Genomic DNA, 13,207 nt, shown 5'->3' on the forward strand with positions numbered 1-13,207 from the left:
GCCATGCCCCTCGTGAACATCGCCGACATCATCACGCCGGCCGCCATGACCGGCCGCCCGGTCGGCGCCTTCAACGTCGTCCAGCTGGAACACGCCGAAGCCATCGTCGCCGGCGCGGAACGCGCCCAGGCACCCGTCGTGCTCCAGATCAGCGAGAACTGTGCCCGCTACCACGGCGCGCTCGCCCCGATCGGTGCCGCCACACTGGCCGTGGCCCGGGTCGCCACCGTGCCGGTGGCCGTCCATCTCGACCACGCGACCACCGCCGACCTGGTCCGGGAAGCCGTCCGGCTCGGCTTCGGCTCGGTCATGTACGACGCCTCCGCCCTCGGCCACGACGCCAACATCGCCGCGACCCGCGACGTCACCGGCTGGTGCCACCGGCACGACGTCTGGGTCGAGGCCGAACTCGGCGAGATCGGCGGCAAGGACGGCGTCCACGCGCCCGGCGTACGCACCGACCCCGCCGACGCGGCCGCCTACGTCCAGGCCACCGGCGTGGACGCCCTCGCCGTGGCCGTCGGCAGCTCACACGCCATGCTCACCCGCGACGCGGTCCTCGACCTCGACCTGATCGCCGAGATCCACGCCGCGGTGCCCGTGCCGCTGGTGCTGCACGGCTCCTCCGGCGTACCCGACACCACCCTCACCGCCGCCGCCCGCCGCGGCATGACCAAAATCAACCTGGCCACGCACCTGAACAAGGTCTTCACCACCGCCATCCGCGACCACCTCACCCGCGAACAGCACACCGCCGACCCCCGCGCATACGGCGCAACCGGCCGGGCGGCGCTGAGCAACGAGGTAACCCGCCTGCTAACCAAGGTCCTCGTCTGAACCCTTCTGGATCGAGGTCCGCTCTCCGGTCACGCTCCTTTCTCAGTACGCGTGACCGGCGTCCCGCCGAAGCCGACCCCGTCCCCGCTCTCCCGGCGCGAGCCCGGCTTCCCCGCACCGCCCCAACGCGACCGCCGGGAAACAGCAGCAGCTGCCGGTCACGGCAACGAACGCGGCCGGCAACTACTCGCGAGCGCCCGCCCTCACCGTCATGACGATCACCGGCAGTGGAACGATGGAGCGATGCTCTGGCCGGTCCTGCTCGACACTGCTCCGCGCGACACCACGTGGTCACTCGGTGAACGGGTCTCGACCCGCCTCAGATGGCTCGACGACCCAGATCTTCCCGACGACCTGGTGCTGCACCAGGTCGTCGTGCCGGCAAGCACGTTGCCCGATTTCCACGGGCAGCCCTGGGCGCAACTCATCGAGGCCGGCGACCTGCGCGCGGTCCGGGAAGGCGAGCATCGGGCGGGTGACGTCACGCTCGACGGATGCCTGGGCTTCGACGCCTTTCTGCGGATCATCGGTGAGTTGCCCGTCACGGTGGGCATCGTCCGGCGGGTTCGAGTCGTGCATGACCTGCACGATCGCGGCACGAGTGAGTGGATCCGCCGACCCGGGTGCGTGCGCCTGACCGACGTCTCCGATGCCTGCCCCACCCGCCTGCGCGACGAACCGTCATTCGGCGAACCGACGCCCGACGACTGGGAACCCGAGCCAGGCACCGTGCAGTTCATGAGCCCTGAGGAGTACTTCCGGCTGGCCCGCGACCACCTCCCGGCAGAGCAGTGGCAGGCCCGCGGCTTCCTCGTCGACTTGGAGATCGCCGGTCCCGCCTGATGCGCACGTTGCCGGGGCAGAGGTAGCAGCCGGGTCGCGGGTGGCACCGGCTCGACCGGGCCCTGCCTGGGGCAGCCACTCACCGGTGAGCTGGTTGTAGCGCCGATGCGGTGCCGCCGGCAAGGTTCAGGAGGCGGCGGGCGTTGCCGGCGTACACCTGGGCCAGCACTTCGGGAGGCAGCCCGATCGCCGAGATGTCCCAGCGGCCTTGCGGTGGCACGCGGGAGCCGGGGGCGTACGGAAAGCATTCGTCCTCGGTCTCCAGGAAGCGCCAGTAGACCTCGTACGCCGAACGGGTCGGCGGAAAAGCGTCGGAGCCGAACAGCACGCGGTCGGGATGCTTGAGGATCAGGCGGCGGGTGGCGCGCGGCTGCCGGCCCAGTTCGGCGAGGCGTCCGCCGAGGTCCACGTGGAAGTTGGGGTAGCGGGTCAGCATGCCGTCGACCCAGCCCAGGTCCTCGGCCGCGCAGCCGACGTGTGCGCCGATGAACGTGGTGCCCGGCGCCGCGGCCACCACGTTCTCCAAAGCCTGCATCAGCCGGTCGAACGTGGGGTGACCGGGTGCGCCGAACCACCACGAAGGGTTCTCCGCCAGCTCCTCCAGCCGCTCGTTGCGATTATCCAGCGGCGCGAAGAAGGCGATCGGGTCGGCGGTGTGGATGAGCACCGGCAGGCCCAGCTCACCGGCGGCCGCGAAGACGTCGCGCAGCCGCGGGTCGTCGGGCAGCACCCGCGCACCGCTCGCGTCGGTCACGCTCAGACCGAGATCCTTCCAGACCTTGACGCCTCGGGCGCCGGCGTCGCGGGATCGGCGCAGGCCGGCGATCAGCGCACCGGTCGGGTCGGTGCCTCGCAGCAGCGACCAGTCCAGGTGGCAGAAGGTGGGAAACCGGGCGGGGTCGTAGCGGGCGATGTTCGCGTCCAGCTCCGCGCCCCAGCGGCCGTCGAGGTTGACGATGGTCCGCACGCCGACCTCGTCCATCAGGTCGAGCAGCGCGGGAACGTCCGGGATGAGCCAATCACCGCCGCCGAGCCAGCGCCCGAGGTGGTTGTGGACGTCGACGGCGGGCGTCGACGCGCGCGGCACGTGGGTGAGCGGCCGGCGGAGGGTGGGGACGGGCATGTAGTCGCGCAGGAGCAGGTCGTCCAGGTTCATGCGGTGCTCGTCTCCGTACCGATCTCGGTCATGGTGGGTTGGGCCGCGGTGCCGCCGGCGGCCCGGGTGGAGAGCGCGCCGCATGCGGCGGCGAGCCGCAGGCTCGTGGTGAGGTCCGCGCCGCCGAGGTGGCCGGCGAGGAAGCCGGCGTTGAAGCTGTCGCCGGCGCCGACCGTGTCGACCGGGGTCGCGGGCCGCCCGGGCACGGTGATCGGTCCGCCGTCCGCCCAGGCCAGGGCGCCGCCGGCGCCGCGTTTGACCACGACGAGGCCGCCAGACGCGGCGAGGGCTTCGGCCGCCGCAAGAACGTCATCGGTACGCGTGAGCGCGAGCGCTTCCGCCTCGTTGGGCAGGAAGATGTCGGTCCGCGCGATCGCGTCGGCGACCCCGCTGTCCCAGCGGCCGGACGGGTCGTCGTTGGTGTCGAGTGACGTCGTGATCCCCCGGTCCCGCAGGCCGGCGAACCATGCCGGCAGCCCCGCGGCGAGCCGGGGTTGCAGGAAGTAGGAGCTCACGTGCACATGCCGGGCCGACACCGGTCCGATGTCGCCGATCCGGAGCAGCGGCAGGCAGCCCGGCGCGGTGAGAATCGCCCGGTCATCGCCGCCGGCGAGTACCACGGTCAGCGCGGTCGCCACGGAAGGGTCCACGACGCAGCCGGTGACGTCGACGCCGCGCTCGCGCAGCGCGTCGAGGCAGAACCGCCCGGCCGGATCGTCGCCGACCCGGCCGGCGAACGCGGTGCGGAGCCCGAGCCGCGCGGCGCCGCAGGCGGTGATCGCCGCGGAGCCGCCGAGTGTCAGCGCGCCGCCGGCCACGAGGCGTTCCCGCTGGCCCCAGGGCAGGTCGGCCGGTGCGCCGGAGAGCACCGCGTCGGGGTTGGCGTCCCCCACGACCAGCAGGTCGAACGTCATGCGCGCAGCCCTTCGGGGAGCAGCGGGCCGTGGGCGCGGGTCAGCGCGTCGCACATCTGCTCGATCGCGTCGACGGTCAGCGTCGCGGCGGTGTTGGGGTCGGCCATCGCGGCGTGCCGTACCAGCCGCGGATCGCCGGTCAGCGCGGCCTCGACGGTGAGCTCGCCGACGCTGACGTAGGGCCGGTTGACCGCGGCGAGCTGCGGCGGCAGGGCACCCATCGGCTGGGGACGGGCGCCGGTGGCGTCGACCAGCGTGGGCACCTCGACCGCGAAGCCGTGCGGCAGGTTGTCGATCAGCCCGTTGTTGGGCACGTTGGCGACGATCCGGCGGGGTGTGCCGGTGACCATGCTGTGGATCACCTGGGGCGCGTACTCGGTGGTGTCGCTCTCCAGATCCAGTGGGGCGCCGTCGCGGATCGCGGCGTACTCGGCGAGGTTGTTCTCGCTGACCGTCAGGTACTCGCCGACCGGGATGCGCAGCCGGGCGATCTCCGCGTCGTGGTGCAGGTACCACGGCACGTACTCGGCGGAGTGCTCGCTCGTCTCGGTCGGGTAGTAGCCGAGCCGGCGGTACATGTCGACGCGTACCCGCCGGCGCAGCTGCGGATCGGCCTCGATGGCGGCGTCGAGTGCCGGGTAGAGGTCGGTGCCGTTCCGCTGCCAGCGCAGGATCCACGCCTGGTGGTTGACGCCGGCGCTGTCGAACTCGACGTCGCCGAACGGCACGCCGACGATGTCGCAGAGGCCGCGGATGGTCCAGTGCACCGAGTGGCAGAGCCCGAGCACCTTGAGCCGCGGCGCCACCCGGGCCAGGTAGGTGACGTTCATGGCCATCGGGTTGGTGTAGTTGAGCAGCCACGCGTCGGGGCACAGTCGCGCCATGTCGGCGGCGATGGCGTCGAGCACCGGGAAGGTACGCAGGCCGCGGAAGATGCCGCCGACGCCGATGGTGTCGCCGATCGTCTGGCGCAGGCCGAAGCGGGCCGGCACGTCGAAGTCGGTACGAGTGGCCGGGTACCCGCCGACCTGGATGGCGTTGATGACGAAGTCGGCGCCGTCCAGGGCGGCCCGCCGGTCGAGCGTCGCGACGACCTCGGGCCGGACGCCGTACGCGTCGGCGATGCGCCCGGCCACCGAAGAAGCCGTGGCCAGCCGTCCGGGGTCGATGTCGTGCAGGACGAGGCGGGCGCCGGTGAGCTCGGGGAAGCCGAGGATGTCGGTGATCAGTTGCCGGGTGAACACGACGCTGCCCGCGCCGAGGAACACGATGGTCGTCATAACCGGTCTTTCGCTCCGGTGGCCGGCCAGGCGCCGGAGCGCCCGGCCGGCCCTGGGTCATGGGTTGACGGAGCCGAGGGTGAGCCAGCCGGAGCCGGCGTCCTGGCTGGTGTTGGCGAAGCGCAACGGGACGCCGCCGCGCATCGGGTTGGCCACCCGCAGCACGATGTCGTGGCGGCCGCGCAGACCGTGGGTGTTGATCCGGGCCGACAGGTGCGTGGGGTCGGCGCCGGGTTGGATGCCGGCCACGGTCCAGGGGGTCGGCCAGCGGCGGACGATGCGGCCCTTGCTGTCGACGGCGGCCAGCTCGGCGCGCCAGTCGTAGTAGAACGGCGCGGTGCCGCGGTTGGCGACGCGGACCTGCACCCGGTCGCGGGAGACGGCTGTTTCGGCGACGCTCAGCTCGTACCCCAATGATTGTGCCGCCTTGACGGCTCGCTGGAGCTTGTCGCCGCTGAAGCCGGCGCCCGCGAAGGCCGCGTGGTTTATCAGCCAGGAGGCGTGGGTCTGCGCGACCGATTCGGCAAAGCTCTCGTATTGCGTGCAGCTGACCGGCTCGTCCCACAGGCAGGACTGGATCTCGGGCCGCAGTTCGCCGCCGATCGGCTGCTGCCGCCACTTCTCGGTGACACCGACGTCGATCAGCTGCTGCACGAAGTGCCAGGACGTCGGCGGCAGGGTCGAGAAGGCGAACGAGTCGTCGTGGTAGCCGATGTTCAGGCTCTTGTTCTCCGGGCTGGGGTAGCGGGCCAGCAGCCGGGTCCGGTTGAAGGCCGCCTCGTAGCGGTTCAGGATCCTGGTGAGGATCTCGGTGCTGGGCATCCAGTTCTCGGGTTGGGTGGTGCCGTCGTAGGGCCAGGTGTGCCACTCGCCCCAGAAGCCGATCAGGCCGAGGGTGATGAATCCGATCCGCGGGTCGCCGTCGTAGCGGCGGCCGAGGGCGGTGATGAAGCTTTCCAGGGCCGCGACCAGGCGGGGGTCGCTGTAGTCCGGGGCGACGCTGACGCCGTTGTTGCCGAATTCGGTGTACGGACGGGTGAGCAGGCCCTGGTCCAGGAGGTACTGCGGGATACCGGTGGGCCGGCCGGGATAGTCCAGGTAGAACCGGAACACGCCCTGATGACCGCGTGCGGCGATCTCGCCGAGCTGCCGTTCGAAGGCGTCCCAGTCGAACTGATCCGGCCCGGTCATCACGTCACGCAGCGGCAGGTAGAACCACTCCATGCTGTGCGGGAAGGTCTGGAAGTCACCGGCGAACGGCATGAACCCCTTGAGCGGGTTGTCCGCCGGAGCGGGTGCGTAGGACAGCGGAGTCCACCGCGGGCCGGGTTTGGCGATCGCGGGTGTGCCGACGGCCATCGTGAGGGCGGTCAGCAGGGCAACTAGTGCTCTTCGCATGTCGGGTTCCTCAGCTGATCGTGATGCGGTCGATGTCGGGTGCCCAGCCGCTCGGGTTGGCGATGGTGATCGAGGTGGTTCCGGCGGGCAGGTTGAGGGTCACGCTGGTGCTGCCGACGGAGTCCCAGCTGCCGGTCGGCGCGAACGTCACCGTCTGCCCGTTGACCACGGCGGTACGGGTGACCGCCGTCAGGTAGTGGATGGTCACCGTGCGGGTCCCGCCGGTGATGCCGGGGAACGTGAGGGTGCCGCCGTTGCCGAGGTAGCCGACCTTCGAGCCGCCGGAACAGGCCGCGCAGGCGGCGACGATCGCTCCACCGCCCCGCGTCGCCGCCTCGGCCTCGAAGCTGGACAACGAGGAGCCGCCGACGGTCACCGCGCCCAGCCCGAGCCAGCCGTCGGCCTGCTGGGTGGCGTTGGCGAAGCGCAGCGTCTTGCCGTTGGTCAGCGGGTTCTTCACCCGCATGACCCACTGGTACGAGCCGGCGGCGACACCGGACAGGTCCACGCCGTGCTGGAAGTACTGCCGGTGGCCGAAGTCGCGGTAGCTCGGATCGGCGCCGACGTTCCACTCCGGGAAGTTGCGGATCGTCAGCGGCTGGACTTTACGCAGGTCCCAGGGGGTGTCCCAGGTACGCACGACGGCACCACTGCCGTTCTTCAGGCCGAGAGTGACCGTCCACGGGTAGTAGAACGGGGCCACGCCGGAGTTGGCGATCCGCACGCCGACGTTCGTCGTACCGCTCGCGGTGTCCCGGTAGTAGGCGTTGTCGACGGTGAGGTTGTAGCCCATCAGCCGGACCGCGGCGCCCACGTTCGCGTCCCCGGCCGCATAGCCGGCGCTCTGCTCGTTGATCATCCAGGTGGCGTGCTCGAGCTCGATGCACGCCTTGAGGTTGTCGACCGCCCCGGAGCCGTTCGGCCAGTGCTGGAACGCCGTGGACTGGATCTCCGGGCGCAGCTCGCCGCCCATCGAGCTGGTGATCCATTTGTTCTCGGTGCCGGCCGCGAGGGTGCGGGTCAGCTGCGAGTACGAGGCGCCACCCAGCGACGCGGGCAGCGTGACGCCCTGCAGGGGTGAGCCTTCGCGGTAGCAGAACGAGTCGTCGTGGTAGCCGATGTCACGGCTGTTGGCGGCACCACCGGCCAGGTCCGGGTAGCGGATCTCCAGCTTGGTGGTGTTGAAGGCGGCGTCGTAGGCGGCGATCAGCTGGGCGCCGTTGGCGTCGCCGGGCATGTAGTTCGGGCGTCCGTCGGCCGTGTCGGTGTCGTACGGCCAGGTGTGCCACTCCCCCCACAGGCCGACCAGCCCCAGGTGGATGAACCCGAGCCGGGGATCACCGTCGTAGCGGGCCCCGAACGCGGCGATGAAGTTCTTCAGCGCGTTGATCAGGAACGGGCTGTCGTAGTCGGGGTGGGTGACGTTCCAGTACGTGTCGGAGCGCATCGCCACGTTGCCGTTGAAGCAGGCCGGGATCGCGTTGCCGGGGTGGCTGCCGGTCCCGCCGGGATAGGTCAGGTAGACGCGGATCGCGGCCTGATTGCCGTAGCCGGCGGTCTCGGCCAGCATGCCGTCCACGATCGACCAGTTGTAGCTCCCGCAGTTGGAAGCGTTGGTCATGATCTCGGACAGGCCGAAGTAACCCCAGGTCAGCGAGTGCGGGTAGCCGGTGTTCTGGTTGCCGCCGGGTGAGTAGAACCGGGCCCAGCCCTTGAGCGGGTTGTCGATCGGGCCGGGTGCGGCGGTCAGCGGGTGGGCTTGCAGTGCCGGGTCGGGGCTGGACGGCGCCGCGGGGCGCGGCGGCGGTCCGGCGGGGGCGGCTTGGGCGGCGGTGGGCACGAGCAGCGCGAGGACGAGTGCGCCGACTGCGGCCAGGGAGCGGGTTGTCATCGATGTTACCCCTTAATTACGAAGAGGTATTGACAAAATATTGAAGGTCTACATCATTATTCGACATCGGGTCGGCTGGCAAGACCGGGATTTGAGGCGAGGATGAGCTCGACAAGACAACGCGACGACCGTCGCGCCGCGTGGTGGTTCCTGATACCGGCGCTGGCCGGGTTCGCCGTCTTCTACGGCTATCCGGCCGTCCGCGGCGCCTGGTACTCGGTCACCGACTACACGCTGCTCAACACGCCGTCGTTCGTGGGCGCGGAGAACTACACCACGCTCGTGAACGACGGCAAGTTCTGGTACTCCCTGCTGGTCACCGGCTGGTACGTGATCCTCAACATCGGCTCACAGACCGTGCTGGCGCTTGGCGTCGCGGCGCTCATGCACCGGCTGACCCGCTCGGTCGTACTGCGGGCGACGCTGCTGCTGCCCTGGCTGGTCCCGAACGTCACCGTCGCCCTGCTGTGGATGTGGCTGCTCGACACCAACCTCGGCTTCGTCAACCACCTGCTCACCGCGATCGGCCTGGACACGGTCGGGTTCCTCACCGACGCGACCTGGGCGATGCCGTCGATCGCCGCCATCAACACCTGGGCGTACACCGGGTACACCGCGCTGCTGCTCTACGCCGGGATGCTGCAGATCCCGCAGTACCTCTACGAGGGAGCGTCGATCGACGGCGCCGGCGAGTGGCGGATGTTCCGCAGCATCACCCTGCCGCTGCTGCGCCCGGTCCTGGCCCTGGTGCTGGTGGTCTCGCTGATCGGCTCGTTCCAGATCTTCGACACCATCGCGGTCACCACCCAGGGCGACCCGGCCTCGGCCACCCGCGCCCTCTACTACTTCATCTACGAGCAGGCCTTCACCTACTTCAAGATGGGCTACGCCGCCGCCGCGGCCGTCTTCCTGACGCTGATCCTCGGCGTGCTCACCGCCATTCAGATGCGCCTGCTGCGCGCCTCCCGATCGGATCTGGCATGAGAACCGGCCGCATCCTGGGCTGGGCGGTGCTGGCCGTGATCGTCGTGGCCACCGTCTTCCCGTTCTGGTGGATGGTCCGCACCGCGCTGACCCCCGCCGGCGACCTCTTCACCGACAACGCGGGGCTGCTGCCGCAGAACCCGACCCTGATCAACTTTGCCCGGGTGCTGGGCCTGACCAGCGAGGCCGAGGCCCGCGCCGCCGGCGGCTCCGGCGCGCACATCGACTTCGCCCGCTACATCCTCAACTCGGCGATCTACTGCACGCTGATCGCCGGCTTCCAGACCCTGTTCTGCGCGATGGCCGGGTACGCCTTCGCCCGGCTGCGCTTCCCCGGCCGCGACCTGGTGTTCGCGGTCCTCATCAGCGCCCTCATGGTCCCGCCGATCTTCACGCTGCTGCCCAACTTCGTGCTGGTCAAGGACCTCGGCCTGATGAACACCATGGCCGGCATGGTGGCGCCCACCATCCTGATGACCCCGTTCGCCGTGTTCTTCCTCCGCCAGTTCTTCCTCTCCCTGCCACGTGACGTGGAGGAGGCGGCGATCCTCGACGGCAACGGCCCGTGGGGCATCTTCTGGCGCATCGCGCTGCCGATGAGCCGCGGCCCGCTGATCACCATCGGGCTCACCACGATCGTGTGGGCCTGGAAGGACTTCCTCTGGCCGCTGCTGGTCGGCCGCGGCGAGGACAACCGCCTGGTCACCGTCGCGCTCGGCGTGTTCCTCCAGCAGTCACCCAACACCCAACCGGACTGGACCGGGCTGATGGCCGCCTCGACGCTGTCGGTCCTGCCCGTCCTGGTGCTGCTCGTCCTGATGGGCAAGCGGCTGGTCCAGTCCCTGAACTTCACCGGCAGTAAGTGACGATTTAGGAGAGAGATTCAGATGATTCGCAGAACCCGCGCCGGGGCAGCAGTACTGTCACTGGCTGTCATCCTCGGCCTGGCCGGCTGCTCCGACTCCGGCTCCGATTCTTCCGACGGCCCCGTCACCCTGGACTACTGGCTCTGGGACGACAACCAGAAGGCCTCCTACCAGGCCTGCGCCGACGCGTTCACGGCCGCCAACCCGACCATCACCATCAAGATCACGCAGTCCGCCTGGGACCTGTACTGGCAGAACCTGACCACCCAGCTGGCCGCCGGCGAGGCGCCCGACGTGTGGACCAACCAGGGCTCCTACTATCCGCAGTTCGTCACCTCGAACCAGATCCTCGACATCCAGCCCTACGTGGACGCCGACAAGGTCGACCTCACCCAGTACCAGGGCGGCCTCGCGGACCTGTTCACCAAGGACGGCAAGCGCTACGGCCTGCCGAAGGACTGGGACACCATGGCCCTGGTCTACAACACCGGCTACCTCGAGAAGCTCGGCATCAAGGCCGCCGACCTGCAGAACCTCACCTGGAACCCGGCCGACGGCGGCAGCTTCGAGCAGCTCATCGCCAAGGCGACCACCGACACCAGCGGCCGCAACGGCCTCGACCCGGCCTTCGACAAGAGCAAGATCAAGACGTACGGGTACCTGCCGGAGTGGGCCGACGGCTCACAGGGCCAGAACGGCTGGGGCAACCTCGCCGCCATGAACGGGTTCACCTACCTGGACAAGAACCCGTGGGGCACCCAGTACAAGTACGACGACCCGGCCCTCGCACAGACCATCGAGTGGTTCAAGTCGCTGATCGCCAAGGGCTACAGCCCGCCGCTGGAGAAGAACTCCTCGCTCAGCCGGGACACGGTGATGCAGTCCGGCAAGGGCGCGATCACCATGGCCGGCTCCTGGACCATCAACACCTACCTCGGTGACGCCAAGACGAAGTTCGCGTTCGCGCCGCTGCCGGCCGGGCCGCAGGGCCGCAAGACGGCGATCAACGGCCTGTCCGACGCGATCTGGGCCGGCACCGAGCACAAGGACGCGGCCTGGAAGTGGGTCAAGTTCCTGGGCTCCGCCGACTGCCAGAACATCGTCGGCGGCAACGGTGTGGTCTTCCCGGCCATCAAGTCGGCCAGCGACAAGGCCCTGGAGGCGCACAAGAGCAAGGGACGCGACGTCCAGCCGTTCATCGACGAGGCACAGGCACCGAACGGCACCTTCTTCCTGCCGATCACCGACCACGGCAAGGAGGTCAGCCAGATCGTGCAGGACGCCATCCAGTCGTCGGTACTCGGCCAGTCCGACTCGGCGAGCGCCTTGACGAAGGCGAACGAACAGGTCAACGCGCTGTTCAAGTAGTCGACCGTGGGGGGGGGCCCCGGGGTGCCCCCGCACCACAACACAACCACAAAGGAGAAAACCGGGTCATCGGGGTGTCATTGTCGCCGCCGGGGGGGGGGGCCGGGGGTGACCCGCCGCACCTCTCAACACCTGACAGGGAGAAACATGGCATCGCTCATCGAGTTGGCCGGCCGTACCTTCGCGCTCGTCTCCGACGGTCCCGGCCACCCGCGGGCAGCCGACGGGGGGCTGATCCTGCCGCCCGGGCGGGTCGCGCTGCTGCACGAACTGGGCGACGCCCTCTTCTACCGGCACGGGCAGAACTCCTGGAGTCCATGCGGGTGGCGGCGGCTCTCCGAGCCACCGCTGCGCATCGCCAACCCGGAACGCCGGGTCACCGCCGACGACACCGTCTGGGACGACCCGGCCCGCCATCACTCCTCCGCCGTGGCCGCCCTGGACGCCGGTGACGGCAACGTCCTGCTGCTCGGCGCGCTCGGGCTGGGCACCGCCCGCCTGTCGGCCGACCGCGACACCCTCGCCGGCTGGTACGAGCACGGCGCCCAGCCCTGGTTCGCCGCGTACGGCCCGGAACAGGAGGTGTTCGCCGCCTACACCCGGCAGCTGTCCGCCCGGCTGGGCAGCAGCGCCCGCCGGGCCGGCAACGTCTGGTGCTCGTGGTACGCCTACTACGAGACCATCACCGAGCAGCAGCTCACCAAGGACATCCAGGACCTGGAGGGCCTGGCGTTCGACGTCGTGCAGGTCGACGACGGCTGGGAGCGGCTGGTCGGCGACTGGCAGCCCAACGACAAGTTCCCGTCCGGGATGAAGTCGCTCGCGGACCGGATCAGCGACGCCGGCATGACACCCGGGCTGTGGCTGGCCCCGTTCATCGCCCTGCCCGGCTCGGAGTTCGCGCGCCGGCACCCCGACCTGCTGCTGCGCGACTCCCGCGGCGAACCGGTGATCGCCGGCAACAACTGGGGAACCGGCTACTACGCGCTCGACCTGTCCCGGCCCGCCACCCGCGACCACGTCGCCGAGCTCATTCACCGGGTGGTGCACGAGTGGGGCTTCAAGTACCTCAAGCTGGACTTCATCAACGCCGGCGCCGCGCCCGGCGAGCGCGCCGGCGGCGGCGAGCGCGAGCAGACCTACCGGGACGCCCTCACCCTGGTACGGCAGGTGGCCGGCGACGACGTCTACCTGCTCGGCAGCGGCGCCGTCCTGTTGCCCTCGCTCGGCATCCTCGACGGCCTGCGCAGCGGCCCCGACGTCGCGCCGATGTGGCAGAACTACGCCAGTGACGACCCGTCCGACGCCATGGCCCGCAACGCCGTGGTCAACGCGCTGCACCGGCTCTGGCAGCAGCCGCTGGCCGAGGTCGACCCGGACGTCGTGTACTTCCGCAGCCGCCTCAACCTGCTCACCGACCAGCAGCTCGCCTGGCTGCGCGACCTCGCCGACATCTGCCGGTTCCGCGCCGTGTCGGACCCGCCGAGCTGGCTGACACCCACCGAGCTGGACGATCTGACCACCTATCTGGCGGCGCGGCCGGACGTCCGGCGGCTGGACCGCTACCGGTTCAGCGTCGGCGGGCGGGAGGTGGACTTCGCACCGGTGGTCACACCCGCCGCCCAGGCGTACCCGATCACCTGATCCCTGCGCTAGTTTGTAAAGCTCAC

General features: G+C 70.0%; 11 protein-coding genes. 6 read left to right on the forward strand and 5 right to left on the reverse strand.

The features are described from left to right. Positions 1-3 precede the first annotated feature (3 nt). Both I4J89_RS20315 and I4J89_RS20320 read left to right on the forward strand, forming a co-directional pair. A complete protein-coding gene (locus I4J89_RS20315; protein ID WP_196415580.1) occupies positions 4-837 on the forward strand; it encodes a class II fructose-bisphosphate aldolase in 834 nt (277 codons plus the stop codon). Positions 838-1,080: 243 nt separating this feature from the next. Further along, positions 1,081-1,680 carry a hypothetical protein gene (locus I4J89_RS20320; protein WP_196415581.1) on the forward strand — a complete coding sequence of 200 codons (600 nt, stop codon included), beginning with the start codon at positions 1,081-1,083 and terminating at the stop codon, positions 1,678-1,680. Between the two features lie 79 nt (positions 1,681-1,759). Here the strand turns inward: I4J89_RS20320 and I4J89_RS20325 are convergent, their stop codons facing one another. Genes I4J89_RS20325 through I4J89_RS20345 form a run of 5 tightly spaced genes read right to left on the reverse strand, consistent with a single transcriptional unit; the run spans position 1,760 to position 8,319 of the window. Then, the gene (locus I4J89_RS20325) at positions 1,760-2,836 is read right to left on the reverse strand and encodes an amidohydrolase family protein (RefSeq protein ID WP_196415582.1); all 1,077 of its coding nucleotides are present in this window, start codon (positions 2,834-2,836) and stop codon (positions 1,760-1,762) included. After that, positions 2,833-3,750, reverse strand: coding sequence for a carbohydrate kinase family protein (locus I4J89_RS20330; RefSeq protein WP_196415583.1), 918 nt, complete (start codon positions 3,748-3,750; stop codon positions 2,833-2,835). Before I4J89_RS20330 ends, I4J89_RS20325 begins: the two co-directional genes overlap by 4 nt. Further along, a complete protein-coding gene (locus I4J89_RS20335) occupies positions 3,747-5,030 on the reverse strand; it encodes an alpha-glucosidase/alpha-galactosidase (RefSeq protein ID WP_196415584.1) in 1,284 nt (427 codons plus the stop codon). The genes I4J89_RS20330 and I4J89_RS20335 overlap by 4 nt, the downstream gene beginning before the upstream one ends. Positions 5,031-5,087: 57 nt before the next feature. Then, the gene (locus tag I4J89_RS20340; protein ID WP_196415585.1) at positions 5,088-6,428 is read right to left on the reverse strand and encodes a DUF4832 domain-containing protein; all 1,341 of its coding nucleotides are present in this window, start codon (positions 6,426-6,428) and stop codon (positions 5,088-5,090) included. A gap of 10 nt (positions 6,429-6,438) precedes the next feature. Beyond that, the gene (locus tag I4J89_RS20345) at positions 6,439-8,319 is read right to left on the reverse strand and encodes a DUF4832 domain-containing protein (RefSeq protein WP_196415586.1); all 1,881 of its coding nucleotides are present in this window, start codon (positions 8,317-8,319) and stop codon (positions 6,439-6,441) included. A gap of 102 nt (positions 8,320-8,421) precedes the next feature. On the opposite strand from I4J89_RS20345, the gene I4J89_RS20350 reads away from it, so the two are divergent. From I4J89_RS20350 to I4J89_RS20365, 4 genes are all read left to right on the forward strand, one after another. After that, a complete protein-coding gene (locus tag I4J89_RS20350) occupies positions 8,422-9,303 on the forward strand; it encodes a carbohydrate ABC transporter permease (protein ID WP_196415587.1) in 882 nt (293 codons plus the stop codon). Then, positions 9,300-10,169 carry a carbohydrate ABC transporter permease gene (locus I4J89_RS20355; RefSeq protein WP_196415588.1) on the forward strand — a complete coding sequence of 290 codons (870 nt, stop codon included), beginning with the start codon at positions 9,300-9,302 and terminating at the stop codon, positions 10,167-10,169. The genes I4J89_RS20350 and I4J89_RS20355 overlap by 4 nt, the downstream gene beginning before the upstream one ends. A 21-nt stretch (positions 10,170-10,190) precedes the next feature. Further along, the gene (locus tag I4J89_RS20360; protein WP_196415589.1) at positions 10,191-11,537 is read left to right on the forward strand and encodes an ABC transporter substrate-binding protein; all 1,347 of its coding nucleotides are present in this window, start codon (positions 10,191-10,193) and stop codon (positions 11,535-11,537) included. Between the two features lie 147 nt (positions 11,538-11,684). Continuing rightward, positions 11,685-13,181 (forward strand): glycoside hydrolase family 36 protein, encoded by a 1,497-nt coding sequence (locus I4J89_RS20365; protein ID WP_196415590.1) that lies wholly within the window; start codon positions 11,685-11,687, stop codon positions 13,179-13,181. Positions 13,182-13,207 lie beyond the last annotated feature (26 nt).

Source organism: Actinoplanes aureus, assembly GCF_015704865.1.
In the GTDB taxonomy this organism is placed as follows: domain Bacteria; phylum Actinomycetota; class Actinomycetes; order Mycobacteriales; family Micromonosporaceae; genus Actinoplanes; species Actinoplanes aureus.